General features: G+C 44.9%; 15 protein-coding genes. 12 read left to right on the forward strand and 3 right to left on the reverse strand.

Annotated elements, in window-relative coordinates; translation table 11 throughout:
- Positions 1 to 192: 192 nt before the first annotated feature.
- From NO989_RS11965 to NO989_RS11990, 6 genes are all read left to right on the forward strand, one after another.
- Entirely contained in the window at positions 193 to 1,239 is a 1,047-nt protein-coding gene (locus tag NO989_RS11965; protein WP_371342622.1) for a succinylglutamate desuccinylase/aspartoacylase family protein, read from the forward strand.
- Between the two features lie 95 nt (positions 1,240 to 1,334).
- Positions 1,335 to 1,511: a hypothetical protein gene (locus NO989_RS11970; protein ID WP_014979255.1), complete on the forward strand. Its 177-nt coding sequence runs from the start codon at positions 1,335 to 1,337 to the stop codon at positions 1,509 to 1,511.
- 100 nt (positions 1,512 to 1,611) lie between these two features.
- Positions 1,612 to 2,304 carry an energy transducer TonB gene (locus NO989_RS11975; protein ID WP_371342624.1) on the forward strand — a complete coding sequence of 231 codons (693 nt, stop codon included), beginning with the start codon at positions 1,612 to 1,614 and terminating at the stop codon, positions 2,302 to 2,304.
- Positions 2,305 to 2,313: 9 nt separating this feature from the next.
- The gene (locus NO989_RS11980; protein ID WP_371342625.1) at positions 2,314 to 2,439 is read left to right on the forward strand and encodes a hypothetical protein; all 126 of its coding nucleotides are present in this window, start codon (positions 2,314 to 2,316) and stop codon (positions 2,437 to 2,439) included.
- A gap of 36 nt (positions 2,440 to 2,475) precedes the next feature.
- On the forward strand, positions 2,476 to 2,916 hold the full coding sequence (locus NO989_RS11985) for an RNA polymerase sigma factor (RefSeq protein WP_371342656.1): 441 nt from the start codon (positions 2,476 to 2,478) through the stop codon (positions 2,914 to 2,916).
- A 2-nt stretch (positions 2,917 to 2,918) separates the two neighbouring features.
- Complete coding sequence (locus tag NO989_RS11990; RefSeq protein ID WP_131136441.1) at positions 2,919 to 3,587, forward strand: hypothetical protein; 669 nt, start codon at positions 2,919 to 2,921, stop codon at positions 3,585 to 3,587.
- A 93-nt stretch (positions 3,588 to 3,680) separates the two neighbouring features.
- Here NO989_RS11990 and cdd read toward each other — a convergent pair whose 3' ends face one another.
- Positions 3,681 to 4,088, reverse strand: coding sequence for a cytidine deaminase (gene cdd / locus NO989_RS11995; protein ID WP_039220705.1), 408 nt, complete (start codon positions 4,086 to 4,088; stop codon positions 3,681 to 3,683).
- A gap of 135 nt (positions 4,089 to 4,223) precedes the next feature.
- On the opposite strand from cdd, the gene nlpI reads away from it, so the two are divergent.
- Both nlpI and NO989_RS12005 read left to right on the forward strand, forming a co-directional pair.
- On the forward strand, positions 4,224 to 5,126 hold the full coding sequence (nlpI, locus tag NO989_RS12000) for a lipoprotein NlpI (protein ID WP_014949420.1): 903 nt from the start codon (positions 4,224 to 4,226) through the stop codon (positions 5,124 to 5,126).
- Between the two features lie 12 nt (positions 5,127 to 5,138).
- Complete coding sequence (locus NO989_RS12005; RefSeq protein WP_371342627.1) at positions 5,139 to 6,803, forward strand: sel1 repeat family protein; 1,665 nt, start codon at positions 5,139 to 5,141, stop codon at positions 6,801 to 6,803.
- A 35-nt stretch (positions 6,804 to 6,838) separates the two neighbouring features.
- Here NO989_RS12005 and cysZ read toward each other — a convergent pair whose 3' ends face one another.
- Complete coding sequence (cysZ, locus tag NO989_RS12010) at positions 6,839 to 7,576, reverse strand: sulfate transporter CysZ (protein ID WP_014976521.1); 738 nt, start codon at positions 7,574 to 7,576, stop codon at positions 6,839 to 6,841.
- A gap of 262 nt (positions 7,577 to 7,838) precedes the next feature.
- Between cysZ and smc the strand changes: the two genes are divergently transcribed.
- From smc to ligA, 3 genes are all read left to right on the forward strand, one after another.
- Positions 7,839 to 11,378 carry a chromosome segregation protein SMC gene (gene smc / locus NO989_RS12015; protein ID WP_371342629.1) on the forward strand — a complete coding sequence of 1,180 codons (3,540 nt, stop codon included), beginning with the start codon at positions 7,839 to 7,841 and terminating at the stop codon, positions 11,376 to 11,378.
- 20 nt (positions 11,379 to 11,398) lie between these two features.
- Entirely contained in the window at positions 11,399 to 12,976 is a 1,578-nt protein-coding gene (gene zipA / locus NO989_RS12020) for a cell division protein ZipA (RefSeq protein ID WP_371342631.1), read from the forward strand.
- Positions 12,977 to 13,267: 291 nt separating this feature from the next.
- A complete protein-coding gene (gene ligA, locus NO989_RS12025) occupies positions 13,268 to 15,304 on the forward strand; it encodes an NAD-dependent DNA ligase LigA (RefSeq protein WP_371342633.1) in 2,037 nt (678 codons plus the stop codon).
- Positions 15,305 to 15,528: 224 nt separating this feature from the next.
- On the opposite strand, the gene NO989_RS12030 is transcribed toward ligA, so the two are convergent.
- A complete protein-coding gene (locus NO989_RS12030) occupies positions 15,529 to 16,056 on the reverse strand; it encodes a DUF2062 domain-containing protein (protein ID WP_014949426.1) in 528 nt (175 codons plus the stop codon).
- A gap of 210 nt (positions 16,057 to 16,266) precedes the next feature.
- Between NO989_RS12030 and NO989_RS12035 the strand changes: the two genes are divergently transcribed.
- The gene (locus tag NO989_RS12035; protein ID WP_371342657.1) at positions 16,267 to 18,861 is read left to right on the forward strand and encodes a DNA internalization-related competence protein ComEC/Rec2; all 2,595 of its coding nucleotides are present in this window, start codon (positions 16,267 to 16,269) and stop codon (positions 18,859 to 18,861) included.
- Positions 18,862 to 19,056: the final 195 nt, after the last annotated feature.

A 19,056-nucleotide genomic window follows, 5' to 3' on the forward strand; every position in this document is an offset into this window, starting at 1 on the left:
AAAATATCGCGATCGCAGCCTTCGGCTGCTAGAAAAAATAAACCCCTCCGAAAAAAGAGGGGTTTATCATCAATCTGGAATACCCGCTTTATAGCGGGTATTTTTTTGTAAAGGTGTTTTAAAATACTCTTTATTGATTAAGTTGAAACGTTCTGGCTTACTAGTGCGCTATTTTCTCGTGAGTTGTCAGCTATGCTATTTAAGAAGAATCCTCTTGCCTCCATTGTTGTTTCCCTATGCTGTGCGTTTAGCCTCAATGTTAGTGCAAATGCGCCGTATAAATTAATGGGGGTGACAACAAAAACGGGGCAGAAAACGTCATATCTTGCTAAAGAAAACAACATAACTTTGCCAGTGACGGTTATTAACGGAAAAAGTGACGGTCCTGTATTGTTGCTTACCGCTGGTATTCATGGCGATGAGTTTCCATCTATGTATGCGTTGCAGCAACTACAGCAAAGCATTGATCCTAAAGAGATGAGCGGTGTGTTGGTTGTGTTGCACTTGGCAAACTTAGATGGGTTTCACGCAAATAGAATCGCGTTGAACCCTAAAGATGAGAAAAACCTAAATCGGGAATTCCCAGGGAGCGTTGATGGCACACCAACAGAACAGATTGCGGAGCTGCTAACCAGAGAGTTTATCGGCAAAACAGATTTCTTAATCGACATGCATTCTGGTAGCGCAAACCAAACGTTGCTAAATCATGTGTATTCTCCTTTTGTGGGCGACGAAGAACTTGATGCGTTAACATTTGAATTTGCCAAAGCCACGGGCATGCAGCATATCGTTATGTATGGCGACCGCCCAAGAGATCCCAACAATTCAATTTCATACCCTAACACAGCGATGACGAGAGGAAAGCCGGGACTGACGACTGAAATTGGGCATTTGGCACAGACAGATGAAGAATCGGTAGCAGAAGCGCTAGATGTGGCTAAAAACGCCATGTATTTTTTGAAAATGCTGCCAGAGACGCCAAAGCAGCACCCCGAGCCAGTTATCTATGAAACAATCAAATATCCAAAGAGCTCAAAAAACGGGTTCTTCAAAGCTTCTGTGGTGATAGGCGATAAAGTAAAGGCAGGGCAGGATGTAGGTGCGGTCACGGACTATTTTGGAAATCTCGTTGAAACCATTAAATCGCCCGTTGATGGCACGGTTATGATGGTTAATCAAATGCCATCCATCAAAGACGGACAGTCTGTTATGGCTATTGGTGTTGAAGTTTCTGAATAACTAAGCTGGTGGCGTAGTTACAGTGGTGATCTAATTAACCTACTCAAACAAATAAATGTTAAAGTTATTTCACGAAATTGTAATTAGGGAATGATATGGACTTTCTTTTTAATGTTTTGATTTGGGTGGGCGTTGTTATTTTTGCCATATTTTTTATTGGATTTATGGCCGCTGCTAAGCTGAATAAACGCCAAGAAGAAAACCGCGCCAATCAGACGTCTGCAGAGCCTACTCGTGAAGGCGAAAAGCCGAGTAACCAAAATAAAAGTTAACCTTTCGATCATTGTAAAACGTCAACGTTAAATAAAAACGTTCGCATTTATTCACCCCTTTATATCAGTTCCCCCGTTTAGTGAAAAAAGGGGGAACATTATGCAAACAACAATTTTACCAAACGCCAACCCAAAGCACTTAACACACCAAAGTGTACTACCGTTTGAAAAAGCGCCTTTCGCTAAACGTGCTTTAAACGCAGCCACAATTGTTATAGCTGGATGTACCGTTACGGCAGGGCTTTTCGTATTAATGGCAGAGCTCATTAAGCAAGACAAAGTAAACATAAGCGAAGCCCCACCGGTGTTCTTTGAGCCGATCATTTACCAACCTGAAGACGAACGGACCATCACTAAAAAACCAATGGTGCCAATTGAGCAGGTAATTAAAACGCCACCTCAAAAAGTTATTGAGATTGACCCTGAGCCCAATGAAGGCCCAGGAGGCTTTGAGATAAAAACGCACATACCTAATACTGCGTTAGATTTGTCGATTAACCTAAATAGTGCGCAAGGTGATATGCAAGCCACACCCCAATTTAGGGTAGACCCCACTTATCCACCTGAGGCCAGTCGCGACGGTATTGAAGGCTGGGTAAAGCTAGGGTTTACGATAAGTGCTAGTGGCTCAGTGTCTGATATTACAGTACTAGATTCAGAGCCCAAGCGCGTGTTCGATAGAGCTGCGCGCAGAGCGCTTAAAAAATGGAAGTACAAACCCAAGCTGAATGGCGGTAAACCTGTTAGTCAATCAGGTATGGTTGTAGTATTAGATTTCAAATTAGAACAATAAGGACTGCCTATGAGTATAGGCGCAAGCTTGCAAAGCCTGTTTCAAGGCAAGCGCGAAAAAGTGCTGGGAGTCAGCGAAAGGCTAATGCTGCGGTACAGCGCAAAAGGTGATGAAGCATCGTTAGCCGCGCTGTAAGACTTACACAGCCATAAGCTATTTTATTTTTTGAAGGTGTTAAGTGATAGCACTGTTGCAGAAGATATGTGTCAGCGCACTTGGATTAAGGTTATCGAAAATCGTCACTTATTTAAAAGCGGCGATAATTTTCAGGCTTGGCTTTTCACTATTGGTAGGCGGACGCTTATTGATGAATTCAGAAAAAACGCCAAGCTTGAATTTAACAACGAGGCAGTTGAGTCGTTTTCGTTAAGCGAGTTGCTTAAAAATGCACAGTCTTCGGTAGAGGATGACGTAGCAAAAGGGATAGAAAAAGACGTGTTTAAGGCATGTATTCAGCAGTTACCCTACAAACAGAAAGAGGCGCTTTCGCTACAGTTTGAAGGTTTTTCGTTAGCGGAAATCGCCACTATTTGCAGTGCTGAAAAAGAAACGATTAAAACCCGGATACGTTATGCCAAAGACAGCCTTAAAACCATGCTGGAGAAACTGTAATCATGTCTACATCAGATAAAGAGCTACAAGATGCGTTTAAACGCAGCCAGCAGGTACAAAAGCAAAATGATGGAATGAGTGAAAAGGCTAATGCTCGAATTCGTGAAAGGGTTCTCGCGTACAACATGGCAATAGAAAGTGATAGTGGAATAAAACGCGTATTTGCCGCTACGGCTGCTAATATTCGAGCGTACTTCGCTTCTTCAACCTTACGTTTTACGGCTGTGGCATTCGCAATCGTTGCCATGTTGGGCGTATACAATATCGGTACATTCCAACGTAATAGTTCGTCGCCTTTTCAAACGGCAGCACACCGTGTAGACATTGTTCAATATCACGGATTCGAAGGGGAAGATAAGCTGCTAGCTGGTAAAGCCGGAACTGATTATAAAGCGCGATTTAATGCCTATACTCAACAATATATTGAAAGCAATTTAGTCGCTAGAGCGGTTACGTTAGAGCCAGCCACGCTTACGGCGCAAAATGGGTATTGGCTCTTGGTGAGCTGCAAAAATCAGCAAGTTGTGGTTTCTGAAAACCTTATTGCATCATTAAATATTAACGGTCGCATAGAAGGGGATATCAATATTGGCACGCATGTAGCGCTCGCCTTTGATGCGCAAGGAAGAATACTTTCAATTAAACAGTCGAGTAAGCCGTTGATGTGCTGATTTATAGGGTGTTTAGCTGGATGCGTTCGTAAACGAGGTAAAGGCGGTGAAACTCGCTCGAGCCTCGATTACGAACAGTATTTTAGGAATGACTTATTTGTCTAAATCGTGTGCTCTAAAGGCATTTGGAAGTAACTCACCAATGGTGGTTTCGAATGTCTCGCCGTTTTGACTTACCATGGTAACGGGAGTTTCATCTGGGGCAAATTCAGCAATTTTCTGTCTGCATCCACCGCACGGAAAGCAAAACTCGTCGTTCGGGCTCGCAATAACGATATGCGAAATACGTTTTTGTCCCTGTGTGACCATATTGCCAATAGCTGTGGCTTCAGCGCATTGTCCTAATGGAAAAGCAGCACTTTCTACATTACAACCAGAGAAGGTTTCGCCGCTTGGAGTAAGCACCGCAGCACCAACTTTGAAGTTGGAATAAGGTGAGTGTGAGTTTTTCTGTGCGTCAAAAGCAAGTTGTGATAGTTGTTCTAAATTATTTTTCTTCATAGCTACCTGTGTTAACCACCCAATACGCTTTACTTTTATCATCAAATGCGAGAAGGTTGGCGGCATTAGCGCCGCAACAAGCGTATACTTAATACTCAGGCGGTTTTTTCTTTTTTTATAGAATGCTTTTTTACCATGTGCAGAAACGTTAGTCTCATCTTTTTTTCTCTATTCGCTGCTATTTTAACCGGTTGTGCGCAAACACCACCTGTTTCAGAAAGACCACAAATGGGAAACCTGCTTTTAGCCGAACCTGCGCCCATTAATCCTCGTTCCGAAATGGCTATTGCTCGTTACAATCAGGTGCTTACCAGCCCTGCGTTATCAGATGAAGACAAAGCTGAACTGCACTTTCAGCGAGGCATGTTGTACGACAGCGTGGGCCTATCGGGCTTAGCGCAGTTTGATTACACCCAAGCCATTAATTTAAAGCCAGATTTGGCTGAAGCCTATAATTCTATGGGTATTCACTATATTCAGCAGAACGACTTTATTCAGGCTTACGACGCATTCGACTCCACGCTGGAAATCAACCCAGAGTATGATTTCGCGTTCCTAAACCGCGGTATTGCGCTTTATTACGGTGGCCGCGCCGAACTCGCGACCAACGATCTTAACCGCTTTTTTGAAAAAGATGACAGCGATCCATTTCGCGCTCTGTGGGCGTACTTTGCGCATCACGACGTGTCAGAGCTTGAAGGACAAAAATACTTAGCTTCTATTCGACCAACGCTGGACAACCAGCACTGGGCTACTACGCTGGTGGATTTGTTTTTAGGTACTGTTGATGAGAACGATGTACTTAACTCATTGTTAGACGGTGTGAAAAGCCAAAAAGCGTTAACAGACAGGTTGTGTGAAGCATATTTTTACTTAGGTAAATTTCATACCCAGCGCGGCAACAGCGGTATTGCATCAAATTACTTCAAGCTTGCATTAAGCACCAATGTATTTGATTACGTTGAACACCGCTACGCACGAATGGAACTTAACCGTTTGCGTGAACTAGCTAGCAGCGATCTGGTTAGCGAAGAGTAAGCAGCAAGCGTTATGCGAGGCTTATTTTTAGCAGTGTTCGCACTGCTCATAGTTGCGGGCGATAGCGGACGCTATGTCCCGCAGCTAATTGCTAATGCAAGCAAGGTGCTTACGCCGGCAAGCCTAGTGTCAGATAGCGAACTAACTGAAAAGGCGAGCTCTACTTCAGTAAATACTACCGACGGCATGGCACAGGACAGCACAGAATCTTCTCCCGACGCTCAAACTTCGGATATTACCGAACGTTTCAATTATTCTGACTATCACCTTAAGCATGACGCACTAGCGCTACTTTGGTTAGCTGCAAAGCAGGGCAGTGAAAATGCACAGGCACGCTTGCTCGGTGAATTTGAGCGTGCGTATAACGCAGGCTTCATTGCTACTGACTATATCGATGAAGCCACTGCAACCTATTTTCTAGAGAAGCTAGTGAATCTTGAAAACGCAGACGCTGCATGGCTGCTGTACCAAATATTAGGTGAAGAAGGTGCGTCACAGCGCTTTATGCGCTTAGCGGCGCTCGGCGAGGTCGCAGAAGCACAGCTTGCGTTTGCAATGTCTACCGATTCGCCAGAAAAACGTGAGAAGTGGCTGGTACGCGCGGCTTCACAAAACTACGTACCCGCACAGGCCGCATTGGCCGATTGGTATCTTCTACACGGGCAACAACAACTAGCGAAACCACTGCTCGCAGCAACAGCAACCTTAGACATGCAAAGTGCATTTAAGTATGCTCGCCTTCTGTGGGACGAAGGGGAATTTTCTGAGGCTAAGGAGCATTTTAGCTTTGCCGCGAAGAAAGGGCATCTTCAAGCGGAAAAAGCCTTAGAGGCCATCAATCTCTACACGCCGTATTCTATACAGCAAGCACTAAAGCAGTCTCCTTCATTTAACTGGGAGAATGAAGGGAAATGCCTTCAGCGTATTCAGCCTTTTGCTACCAGTTTAGCCACTATCATGCGTGCTCACAGTCTTTATAACTCATTCAATGACGACAAGCGCCTGCAGAACCTTTCTATTTGCCTGGCCGCGCCTATTTGGCTTAAACCCGATGTACTAAGCTGCGATCCGGATTATAAGAACGCTGGGCTCTTAGGCTGTAGTATTACTCCTTTGGCAAGCATTGCGAAAAAGCAGAAATTTAGTCATGCAGTAGTAGTGGCAGAGCAGGGTAAGGCAAATGTTCAAAACGGCGTAATGTACTTAGACATCAGTGACGCTTATTCAGTGTTTGTTCATGAGCTAGCGCACTTCGCAGGCTTCGCTGACGAATATCCTATTGGCAAGGGCATGGCGAATAGGCTGTGCGATGAAGATGGAATAAGCGATTTTGCACCACCAAACCTAATCGTAGACTCTGAGTATTGGTACGCACCTCACGAAACGGTTGAAAATTGGCTAGAGATAGATCCTGCAACCATTATTGCACGCGCCAAAACGTGCACCGTATTGGGGGAAAGCAGCTATAAGCCCAGCCGCAGAATTACCTTTATGGAACATCACGATAGCGGCGTGATCCCGCCATTATATTTGGTACTGTGGCAGCAGCAGTTGGAAAAACAAAATGCCCAGCGACCTATTTCAATGAATTTCTTTCAGGCGTTCCACAATAGCGGCAACCAAAAAGAAGCCGCACACTGGTTAGCTGAATACGAAGCGTTTACTGGTGGCAAATAACCGCAGCTCTCATTACTAAAACAATGCACTCGCCACTATTTGGCGAGTGTATCTTTAAGCTCTCTTACCCACATAGACGTTGCACCACAAATTGCTACGGGCATAACGATAAAGTTAACCACGGGAATAAGTGAGAATATATTCACCATCATTCCAAACGTCATCGCTTTCCCTTTGTGTTCGCCAAGGTGCAGGCGCATGCGCGTAAAATCTATTTTGTGGTTGTCGTATGGGTAATCGCAGTACTGAATTGCCATCATCCAGGCGTTAAATAAGAACCACAAGATTTGCCCAATAATGGGCAGAAAAAAGAACAATAACAAAAAACCAATAGCGCGAGGTAAATACCAAACCAGCTTGGTGAGTTCGCGGCCTACAGTTCTAGGAATGTCTTTAACTAAAGACATCACGCCCTCGTCACCTAAATCTTGACCCGTTAAATGACGCTCAACCTTTTCTGATAGAACGCCATTAAACGGCGCTGCAATCCAGTTTGCCAGTGTGCCAAAGATCAGTGCGAAAATGAGCAATACGCTGATGACTGCTAGGGGCCACAAGAAAAAGCTGATCGCTGTTTTTATCCAGCCTAACCATTCAGGTACAAGATCAATCACATAAGCGATACCCATTTCTATTTGGCCAAATAAGAAGTAAAAAGCCACAGAAAAAAGCACTAAGTTTATTGTTAGGGGTACAAAAACAAAACGCTTTAACCCTTTGGTTTTTATAAGCGAAAAGCCTTCAAAGAAATAATGTACACCGCCTGAACTCATTCGTACTCCTTCGCGTTTGAAACGCTGTGTTTGTTAACTATCTGCTCTATCATACGCGCTTGGCGTATTCTCTGCCTAACTCAGTGAAATGGTAATTGTTACAAGCTGTTAGATTTGGTAGAGTCGAAGCATAATAACAAAAGAATCTTCCGTGTGATTGCATCATTTCTACATCAACTGCTATTTCAGCCGATGGTTAGCTGGTTTCTGGCTAACATCAAGGTGATACCGCGTGCAGCTTTGTGTTTAAGAGGGATGATGTGTGAGGCTTAAAAAAATTAAGCTCGCGGGTTTCAAGTCCTTTGTTGAGCCAACTACTATTCCATTCCCCGGCGAAATGACCGCCATCGTAGGCCCTAACGGTTGCGGTAAGTCGAATGTCATTGATGCTGTACGCTGGGTTTTAGGGGAAAGTTCTGCCAAAAACTTACGCGGCGATGCAATGACCGACGTGATTTTTAATGGCTCTTCGTCTCGTAAGCCAGTGGGGCAATGTAGCGTTGAACTTGTTTTCGACAACAGTGCAGGGCGGATAGCGGGTGAATTTGCCAACTACAATGAGCTGTCTGTTAAACGCTTAGTTACACGGGACGCCACCTCTACCTATTTTCTAAACGGCACTAAATGTCGCCGGCGTGATGTCACCGATCTGTTTTTAGGAACAGGGCTAGGCCCCCGGTCTTACGCCATCATTGAGCAAGGTATGATCTCTCGGCTTATTGAATCTAAGCCACAGGATTTGCGCGTATTCATAGAAGAAGCCGCGGGTATCTCAAAGTACAAAGAGCGCCGCAGAGAGACAGAGAACCGTATAAGGCACACGCAAGATAACCTTGAACGCTTGAATGATGTGCGCGACGAATTAGGCAAGCAGCTCGAAAAATTACAGCGTCAGGCAGCCGCGGCTACTCGTTACAAAACGCTACGTGCACAAGCCAGAGAGCTGAAAGGCCAGTTAGCAGCCCTTCGTTTTCTGAAAAATAGTGAACATATTGAAGCGCTGCAAAAACAGCAGCAATCACTCCAGTTAGAAGTGGATGACTTAGTTGCCCGGCTACAGGGCGACGAAGCTGGGCTTGAGTCGTACAAAACAAAGCAACTGGAAACAAAACAAACTATTGATGATTTACAGCAGCAACTGTTTACTACCAGTAATGCGATAACCCGACTAGAGCAAAATGCGCTGCATGCAAAACAACGCAAAGGGCAGGTAGAGCAAGAGTTAGCCCGAATTAGCGAGCAACATGAACTGCTTAACCACTCTATCGACGAGGCACAGGAATCGCTTGCGGTATCAAATGAAGCCCTTGAAAAGATTGAGCCTGAATCTGCCCTTAAAGAAGCTGAGTTAGAGCATGCCAAAGAGCGTTTTGAAGACGCTGAACAAGCGCTAAGAGAATTTAACGCACAAGCGCGCGCACAAGAGCAAACCTACAATCAACTTCGTCAGAATGTTCAGCAATGCCATAGCCAAATTCAGTCAACTATGAGCATGCAGTTACGCACTTCTCAGCGTATCAGCGAACTACAAGACGAGCTAAAACAGCTGGACGAAGAAGATTTTGCCAGTCAGATAACGCTTTTAGAAGAGCAATGTAGCGAACTCGATTTTGACATTGATGAAGCTAAGCAATTACTTCAAGAGTCCAATCAAAAGGTGTCGCAGCAAAAAGGCGAAGTCAACGCTATAGAAGCGAAGCGCCGTGATACCCAGGGCCAGTTACAAACTGCACTGTCCACAAAAGCTGCGCTAGAAGCGCTTCAACAAGATGCCTCAAATAATGAAGACGTAACGTTAGACGGGATAGAAAAGCTGTGGCAGCAGTTTAGCTCTAACCAAACTCTTGCACCTTGCGTAGAATCGATTTTACAACACGCAAAAGACCCCGTTGTTGCCAAAAGCCATGACATACAGGCATTGCTTCAAAATCACGCTTATTTGCCAAGCGGCATTAAAGTGTTTACCGATAAGGCGTTTGTAAGCACTGCCAGATCGGGTTCATTAGCACACGCTCTATTAACTGAATCTAGCACTAATGAACCGTCAACACAGCGTGTTCCCGCATTTTTTAATGACATTTACCTTTGTAGCAACGATGACGAACTTGCGGAAACGATTGAAAGTGCTTTTGTAAGCGTTCTTGATAAAGAAGATGAACCTGAAGGCATAGCCAAGGGGTTTACTAGCGCAATCTCGCCTTCAGGGTTGTGGGCAAGTTCACAGTGGGTAGTGAAACCTGGCGAAGCAAGCGACGGTGCTTTGCAGCGGGCGAACAAAATTAAGGGGCTAGTAGACAGCATTGAAGAAACTGAAAGCCTTATAGATGAGATTGAGCATTCACTAGAGCGCGCCAAACAGGCACTTGAACAGAGCGAAGCGCAAAAGCAGGCTATTCAGAGCGCCTTGGGTGAAAAAGAAAACCAGCGCGCACAGATTAAAAATAAACTTTCTTTGCTTGAAATGCAGCAAGAGCAGCAGTCTACACGCACTGCCAAACTTAATGACGAGTTAGCAAAGCAAGAGTTAATGTTAGCGAAAGAAGAAGAGCAGTTAGCTCAGCTTTCGGAAAAATTAGAGCTTCAAGAGGCACAAATTCTTGAACACGAAGTACACATTGACGATGTGAACGCTAAGCGTGATGCAAATGAGCGAACTGCGTCAGAGTTGCGCGCGTTAGTTGATACATTAACGTCGCAAAATCATGAGCTTGCACTTAAGAAGCAGCAACTAGAGAACCACCAGAATTTATATAGCCAACAGGTTACACGTAACCTTCAGCAGCGTGAAGAGTACATAAAAAACAAAGAAAGATTACAAAAAGAACTTACACAGCTGACGTCTCCTGAAGAAATTCAAGAAGCAGAGCTTCAGTCGTTGTTGGAAAACAAAGCGGAATTAGAACAGCTGAAAAGTGCTAAGCAAAGTAGTCTAGAAGATATAGAGCAGTGGTTGCGAGAAGCCGAAAAAGGGCATCAAGCTCTGGGTAAAGATATTCAAACGCGACAGACAAACATCGATAAACTTAATATTGATATTGAAGGATATCGGGTACGTGCGAATACGATTTTAGAACAGCTTGATGAAACGCAGCAGTCGCTGAAGAGCATTCTAGAAACCTTACCTGAAGATGCCGAAGAGAAGCGCTGGCAAGAAGACCTTGAAAAAACGCAGGCTAATTTGCAGCGCTTAGGTGCAGTGAACTTAGCCGCGGTTGAAGAATATGAAACCCAGTCGGAAAGAAAGTCACATTTAGATACACAGCACAACGACCTTACTGAAGCCTTGGAAACGCTACAGTCGGCCATTCGGAAAATTGATAAAGAAACCCGCACGCGCTTTTCTACCACCTTTGAGCAGGTTAACGAAGACCTTAAAACGTTATTTCCCAAAGTGTTTGGGGGCGGTTCAGCGTATCTTGCGCTTACCGATGACGATTTGTTAGAAACTGGGGTGACGATAATGGCTCGCCCCCCTGGTAAGAAAAATAGTACGATTCACCTCTTAAGCGGTGGAGAAAAAGCACTAACCGCTTTATCATTGGTGTTTGCTATTTTCAGATTAAATCCGGCTCCATTTTGTTTGCTGGATGAAGTAGATGCACCATTGGATGATGCAAATGTAGGGCGCTTTTGTAACTTAGTGTCAGAAATGTCACAAACAGTGCAGTTTATTTATATCACCCACAATAAAATAGCGATGGAAATGGCCAGTCACCTCACCGGTGTTACCATGGCGGAACCGGGAGTTTCGCGCATGGTGGCGGTAGATGTGGACGAGGCTGTAGCCTTCGCAGAAGCATAACAAAGGGCGAAAGAAATTAAATGGAAGATCAATTACGTCTACTTTTACTCCTTGGAGGCACGGTTTTTATCATCGCAGTGCTTGCCCATGGTATTTGGAAAATTCGTAAAAACAGTAAGCCTTCGGAAAAAGAGCGCTTAGAGCCCCGTCAGTGGCAAGATGATGACAACGATTTCGAGTCCGACGAGCAAGAAGGCTTTGACGAGCTTGGCATTGGCGCGGTGCGCGTGGTTAGCAAATCACAAAACCAAGAGCATGAGGCTGCAAGCAACGTATCGACGAATACGGCAAAAAGCCCTGCGCATCACGATATCAATGAAAAACATGCTTACAGCAGCGAAGAAGCTGATGACGACGATAGCTTGTCTCAACATGCCACGTCAAAAGAGCACGGTGATGGAAAAGAGGGCGCACACGGTGAGCATGCGGGTAATCGCCCAAGCAGCGTTGATAATTCAGCTATGCCGTCTGACGGGAAAGAAGAAGCTGAGAAAGCACCAAAGCTCTATGGCTCTGTGGTTACGAATCCGAAGCCACACATGAAAGGCCAAGCCCGACCCGATGGCGCATCAACCAAAGGGTCTAACAGAGGCGATGAAAACCTTGCTGCGTTCCCTGAACCTCCAGGTTTCTTACTTCGTGAAGGCGAAGAGCAAGAGGAGACGTCTTTAGAGTCGCATGTTGAGCGTGAAGGGAGCGAACAGCCAAATACTCCAAGTAATCAAGAGAGAGTGGGAAGCGCGCAATCGCATGACCCAATTCAGAGTCAGGCGGGCGGTCATCAAGAAAGAGGGCGTGCAGAGCCAGCTCGTCCTGCACAGAAGTTTTATATCGACCCTACGCTGGAGGAAGAGCCTGAAACAGTGCAGTCGCCGGCTAAAAACGAAAGAGAGGTTGCTGATTTTAGTTTAGATGCACCCGAAGAGTCTGTTTCATCCAGCGATGTTCATGAAGAAAATGAACAGCCGCGACGTTTTGCACGTAACAAACGAAGCAAAACGCCAGTGAGAAGACGAGAAGAGCCGAATTTTGGTGACGATCAAATGCGTATTGATTTTGACACCAGCGAAGAAGCTGGCGCTGATTTCGGCGATGAAAGCTTTAGTGCTAACGAGTCAGGCAATGATGGTGCTGGAAGTACACCAAAGACCGCTAAGTCGTCGATTGAACCCGAGGTTTTAGTATTAAATGTAAGAACGCCAGAAGGCGAGCCTATCTCAGGCGCGGCGCTATTACCTATGTTATTAACATTAGGGTTTAAGTTTGGCGATCAAGACATCTTCCACCGCCACGTAAACTCAAATGGCAAAGGGCCAGTATTGTTTAGCCTTGCTAACATGTTTAAGCCTGGGGTTTTCGATATTGATAACCTAGAGAACTTTGAAACCCAAGGTATTTCACTGTTTATGATATTGCCTATTGAGGGTGACCCTCATCAAGTGTTTAACATGATGCACAATGCAGCCCGCAAATTGGCAGATGAGTTCGGCGCACAAGTACTTGATGGACGCCGAAGCGTATTAACGAAGCAGGGCTTACAGCAATACGTCGAGAAAATTCGTGAGTTCGAGCGCAAGCGTATGATTGCGCGCAACTAGCGTTAATTTATCACTTGCGCCTAAATCTTATGAATTATTCACGTAGGTGCAACAACACAAAAGGACTTGGCTCATACCCAGGTCCTTTTCTATTGATTAGGGTCTGTTGATCTTTGATGTATAACAAAGGCTAGCAAGCCATAGCATTGTAGCGTGGCTGTTCCTTTCACAACCTGACTGAAATAGATCAGGTTTTTGCAGCCCATTTGGAACATACAGCGGCTTGGGCGAATAGGCCTTGGCAACGAATTGTAATACTTTTAACTATTTAAACGGCGTGACAACAACTCCATGTCAGATTCTTTAGAACAAGCAAAGCAACAAATAGCAACACTTCGCAACACACTTAATGAGTACAACTATCAGTACTATGTGATGGATGACCCTTCGGTTCCTGATGCAGTATACGACAGAGATATGCAGGCGCTTATCGCGCTAGAAAAACAATATCCTACGCTTCAAAGCCCGAATTCTCCTAGCCAAAAAGTGGGAGGTGCAGCGTTATCTGCTTTCGAACAAGTTACCCATGATGTTCCTATGCTGTCGCTGGATAACGCCTTTGACGAAGAGTCATTGCTTGCCTTCGAAAAACGTTTAAAAGACAGACTAAAAGATTCGGCAACGTTAGATTTTAGCTGCGAACCCAAGCTAGATGGTTTAGCGGTAAGTATTCTGTATGAAAATGGCGAACTAGTGCGTGCAGCAACCCGTGGTGACGGCCAGGTAGGTGAGAATATCACGGCTAACGTGCGTACTATCTCTAATGTGCCTTTAACGCTTCGTGGAGAGCATTATCCTGAGCGCGTAGAAGTGCGCGGTGAAGTGTTTATGCCTCGTGAGGGCTTTGCAAAACTCAACGAACACCAAAAAGAAACGGGTGGTAAGGTTTTTGCCAACCCTCGTAATGCTGCTGCTGGCAGTTTACGACAGCTAGACTCTAAAATTACGGCCAAGCGCCCGCTGATGTTTTATGCTTATTCGCTAGGCGTAGTGCAACCCGAAAGTTTTGAATTACCCACAACACACAGCGAGCGCCTTAAGCAATTAGGTCATTGGGGGCTGCCGCTGTGCCCTGATATCGATACGGCCGAGGGCGGTAAGGGCTGCTTGGCGTACTACAACCACATTTTGGAAAAGCGCGATAGTTTGCCGTATGACATTGACGGCGTTGTGTTTAAGGTTAACCGTATTGACCTGCAAAATGCCCTTGGATTTGTTGCTCGAGCGCCTCGCTGGGCGATTGCGCAGAAGTTTCCTGCACAAGAAGAAGTGACTAAGCTACTGGACGTTGAGTTTCAGGTAGGAAGGACTGGTGCGATCACGCCGGTTGCTCGTTTAGAGCCCGTGTTTGTAGGTGGAGTAACTGTGTCGAATGCTACACTTCACAACCAAGACGAAATTTCGAGATTAGGCGTTAAAATTGGCGACACCGTGGTAATCCGCCGTGCGGGTGACGTTATTCCTCAGGTGGTGTCTGTGGTAGAAGCTAATCGCACAGGTAGCGAAACTGACATTAGCTTCCCAAGCCAATGCCCAGTGTGTTACTCGCAGGTTGAAAAACTAGAAGATGAAGCGGTTGCTCGTTGCACCGGTGGACTAATTTGTGCCGCACAACGCAAACAGGCGCTTAAGCATTTTGCTTCGCGTAAAGCATTCGATATTGATGGTCTGGGCGACAAGTTAGTCGATCAGTTAGTTGACGCTGATCTTGTGCACAGTCCCGCCGACTTTTTCACGCTTTCGTTAGGCGATGTTGTTGGGCTAGAGCGCATGGCTGAAAAGTCTGCCAGTAAGCTACTGGCATCGCTTGAAGCTTCAAAGCAAACCACGCTTGCCAAGTTCCTATACGCATTGGGGATCCGTGAGGTTGGCGAAGCTACTGCGGCAAACTTGGCTGCGCACTTCGAAACCTTGGAGGCTATTCGCGAGGCGTCGCTTGAAGCACTGGTTGAAGTCCAAGACGTTGGTGAAGTGGTGGCTACCCACATTTTCAATTTCTTTAACGAGTCACACAATACTGATGTTATTGATGCGCTGTTAAAAGAAGGAATTAACTGGCCAGCTATTGAAAAGCCTGATTCGGATAACTTGCCTCTTGAAGGCAAAACGTGCGTTATTACCGGTACACTCAGTGAAATGGGACGTTCTGACGCGAAAGCACGTTTGCAGTTACTTGGTGCAAAAGTGGCAGGCTCGGTAAGTAAGAATACCGACTTCCTAGTTGCAGGAGAAAAAGCGGGTTCCAAGCTAACCAAAGCACAAGAGCTAGATGTGGAGGTATGGGACGAAGCTGCGCTTATCGCTTTTTTATCAGAGCATGAAAAGTAGCCTGTCTGGCTTAAATTCAATAACAGAACTCGGCGTAATGGTTTTCCTGAATAAATTAACGCCGAACTCATATTGATTGTTACCAATAAAAAACGCCACTTCATAGAAGTGGCGTTTTTTGTAATTCTTGCTCTGTCTTTTACGGCGTACTTTGTACTGAACGTTGTAAGGGGCTTGAGAAAAGGTAAATATTTCTACAAACCCTCAAGTGTAGGGCTCTCACGCTAGTGGGCTTCTTGATTCCGCATTTGTCTGCGTCTTTCCCAGGCTTTTTTCACTTGAAAGCGCCAAACCCAGTTTAAAGAGAAATAACCCGCTAGACCAAACACAACCGAGCAAATTCCACACCCGACTAAAAATGCAGGGCCAATGGTATTAATGCTTTCTACAACCCACTGCCAACTAAACTGAAATTCAAAATGCTCAGGCTTGGTCCCAAGTACAGTAGTACCAACCTTGTAAGCCCCATAGAATATAGGCGGAATAGTAAATGGGTTAGTCACCCAAACAGTTGCAACAGATAAGGGCAGGTTTGCTCGAAATGGAATAGCTAAACCGGCAGAAAGCCACATTTGAAACGGTACCGGCCAAAACGCGAAAAATAAACCTATGCCAAATGCACCAGATGCAGAACGACGGTTTAAGTGCCAAAGATTAGGCTCGTGCAATACGCTACCAAAAATTTTTAAAGCTTTGTTTTGCTTAATGCTTTGGTGATCTGGCAAAAAACGTCGGATAAATTTCTTAGGCATAAATATCAATGCATCTCGAAAATAAAATCAAAAAAGACAGAAAAAATAACAGTAAACGGAATTGCGCAACATGAATTTGCACCATCCACATTCACTCACTGTCAATTGCTACGTGAAAACATGGTCAATCGTATCACAATTTGCTTAAGCTGTTTTTGCGCTAGCGCAATAAGTGCAGTTTTCTGGCAAAAACTTCCAAGTACTCACAGCATGGCATTGATGATTGCCATTTTAATAATATCTGTGACTATCATTATATTCATTTCGACGACAAAACCCGCTGAACATCATGCATTTCCAGAGGTGCTGCTATGTTGGGCAGTGAGCGGGCTGCTGTCTGGAGTACTTTGGGTGGCGAGTGTAGGGCATTTTTACTACGCTTGGCAACTGCCCCAAGGGAAAATTCAACAAGATGTCACAATTTCAGGTCGAGTTGTGTCGGGGGGATGTGTCTTCGGCACAGCTAGGGTGCTGGAAGCAACTTATCACTATGTTGTCGCTATTGAGTCTGTCAACCGTGAAAGCACCGCGACATTTCTAGACAAGGGTATACTTTCCCCCTTGCCTAAGCGTGTTTTAACTAGCACGTTTAATTTCAAAGCTCGTCTTACTCACCAACGTTATGAATTCCCAAATGATCGAAAAAGCGAAGGCTTAGCTAACAAGAAAATCGCATATGCTCAACAGGGAACTATAGGCGTGCGGCCTCAATCAGTTTCTCCGTCTCAGGTGAAATTAAATTGTTTGCACAACGGCGATACCTTCACCGCAATTGTAAAACTTAAACCTGCATACGGTACGGCTAATCCTGTTGGAGCTAGCCGACAACAGCAGTTGGTTAGCCAATTTATTCATGCAACTGGCTATATTAAGTCAATAGAGCAAAATAAAACAAAACATAATCACTCAGTGCGTTATGGACTTGCTACAACATTGCAGAAGCTAGACCTTGTTCATGAAAAATGGTGGCGCGCATTGCTGCTAGGGGATAAAACGGGCTTTACGTTGGGTGATTGGACGCTGTTACAACGCACCGGCACTGGGCACATATTTAGTATATCAGGCATGCATCTATCACTTATCGCTGGGGTCTGCTTGTTGTTTTTTAACCCAGTTATATTTTTACTCACGCATGTTACTAGCCTATTAGGCAGAGCGAAATATTGGTTAGTACGTTCAGCCTCCATCAACTATCCGGCAACAGGTCGAAAGAACAGAGAGCTGCAAATAAGTAAGATGTTTGAAACCAGCGCGCCAATTAGAGCCTCTGTGCTTTGTGTGCTTGTCGCTGCTTGTTTTTGTTACGCGTTGCTTAGTGGAAGCGCATTGCCGGTTGTGCGTGCGCTGATACTGGTAACTATGGGGAGCGTGCTGTCTCTTTCTCGACATGCATGGCGGCCAGTAAATGTTGGGCTCACAATGCTTACTTTGAGCTTGTTGCTGTTTCCTCTCTCTATATTAAGGGCTAGCTTTTACTTGAGCATAGGGGCTGTACTGTGCATTTGGTTTTTAGTTGTTGTTTGGGGGCTACAGCGAGCACCATGGTATGTGTCTTTGTTTAAACTACAAATAGCGCTTACCGTAATCATGATTCCCCTAACCCTAATATGGTTTGGTAGCGCCAGTTTTGTTGCAGTTGTTACCAACTTAATCGCCTTGCCCATCATATCGTTACTTTTACCTATTTGTTTAATTTCGTTGTTAGTCCTTCATTTTGCTGAGTTGCCTTTCGCACAACAAGTTACGGGCATGCTTATGCATTACAGTGATGTGTGTTTAGGGTATTTGTTATCGCTTTTGAACGTTCTTAGTCAGTTTTCTGGGAGCGCTATCAGTTTTTACGTAAGTAGTGGTGCGGCACTTTGTCTAATTGTCGCTTTTTTTATTTTTCTTTTGCCAACATGGCGGTACAAAGCTATCTGCGTAGCGCTTCTCTTGCTCCCATCGCTAAGCATTTTTCAAAAGTGGTTACCTACCAATGAATCGGCATGGGCGCTGCATGTATTTGATGCGGGCCAGGCCAGTGCTATTGCAGTGACTGCGGGAGGTCGGGCTATGATTATTGATTCTGGCGCTCAGTTTAATGGCAATGCTCATACTGCAACGAGACACCTGTTACCTTTTTTAGAAAGTAAGCATATTTCGAATATAGATGTTGTAGTTCATACGCATAGTGACAACGATCATGCAGGTGGGGCATTAGCCATTGGACAACACGCCTTAGCTAAAAAAGCCACTTTCTACACGCCAACATTAGGTTGTGAGCGAGGAAAGCGTATACGCTGGCAGAACTTAACAATCAATTTTCTATGGCCGCCAAATGGCAACAAAGAAGACAACAATGCCATGTCGTGTGTGGTTAAAATAACAAGCGACGCTGGTAGCGTGTTAATTCCTGGTGACATTGAGAAAACAAGTGAGTACGCGTTGATAACCCGTGAAATCATGGATGGTTTTTCAGAGGGGGCTTCAATGGATACTTTAGCGAGTTCTACAATTCTAAGTGCCGACATTCTTATTGCGCCGCATCACGGAAGCAAAACATCTTCTACTAATGTTTTTATAGAACACGTTGCACCAAAAGCTGTGATCTTTACGCAAGGTTATGAGAATCGATGGCAGTTTCCTGCGTATGTTGTGGCTAAACGTTACGAGCGTTTGGGCGTAACGCAATATTTAACAAGCTATCACGGATATATAAGCGCAACCTTCGATAAGAATTCTTTTCATATAGATTCCCAACGTGGAACGTTGAATAAACGCTGGTATTTACCAGGCATTGCACCGCGACACCTCAGAGACTAAGTAATATCGCCAAATGCCAAAAATTTTAGCTTGTGACGAAACGAAGATGTACACGAATACCTTTAAATAGGTATGAAGTGGCCACACATTATTCACTTAGTTGGCAGACTAACCAATTTTGCCGCTATATTAGTGAATTAGAGCGAGAACGAGTACAATACTTTCAACGCGTTTTTGTTAACGTTTCAAACAGGT

The organism is Alteromonas sp. DY56-G5 (assembly GCF_041414725.1).
GTDB lineage: Bacteria > Pseudomonadota > Gammaproteobacteria > Enterobacterales > Alteromonadaceae > Alteromonas > Alteromonas macleodii.

Excerpts from the sequence above, each read along its gene's own strand:
- NO989_RS11965 (WP_371342622.1), top strand. The coding sequence starts at position 193 with ATGCTATTTAAGAAGAATCCTCTTGCCTCCATTGTTGTTTCCCTATGC.
- NO989_RS11970 (WP_014979255.1), top strand. The coding sequence starts at position 1,335 with ATGGACTTTCTTTTTAATGTTTTGATTTGGGTGGGCGTTGTTATTTTT.
- NO989_RS11975 (WP_371342624.1), top strand. The coding sequence starts at position 1,612 with ATGCAAACAACAATTTTACCAAACGCCAACCCAAAGCACTTAACACAC.
- NO989_RS11980 (WP_371342625.1), top strand. The coding sequence starts at position 2,314 with ATGAGTATAGGCGCAAGCTTGCAAAGCCTGTTTCAAGGCAAGCGCGAA.
- NO989_RS11990 (WP_131136441.1), top strand. The coding sequence starts at position 2,919 with ATGTCTACATCAGATAAAGAGCTACAAGATGCGTTTAAACGCAGCCAG.
- cdd (WP_039220705.1), bottom strand. The coding sequence starts at position 4,088 with ATGAAGAAAAATAATTTAGAACAACTATCACAACTTGCTTTTGACGCA.
- nlpI (WP_014949420.1), top strand. The coding sequence starts at position 4,224 with ATGTGCAGAAACGTTAGTCTCATCTTTTTTTCTCTATTCGCTGCTATT.
- NO989_RS12005 (WP_371342627.1), top strand. The coding sequence starts at position 5,139 with ATGCGAGGCTTATTTTTAGCAGTGTTCGCACTGCTCATAGTTGCGGGC.
- cysZ (WP_014976521.1), bottom strand. The coding sequence starts at position 7,576 with ATGAGTTCAGGCGGTGTACATTATTTCTTTGAAGGCTTTTCGCTTATA.
- zipA (WP_371342631.1), top strand. The coding sequence starts at position 11,399 with ATGGAAGATCAATTACGTCTACTTTTACTCCTTGGAGGCACGGTTTTT.
- ligA (WP_371342633.1), top strand. The coding sequence starts at position 13,268 with ATGTCAGATTCTTTAGAACAAGCAAAGCAACAAATAGCAACACTTCGC.
- NO989_RS12030 (WP_014949426.1), bottom strand. The coding sequence starts at position 16,056 with ATGCCTAAGAAATTTATCCGACGTTTTTTGCCAGATCACCAAAGCATT.
- NO989_RS12035 (WP_371342657.1), top strand. The coding sequence starts at position 16,267 with ATGGCATTGATGATTGCCATTTTAATAATATCTGTGACTATCATTATA.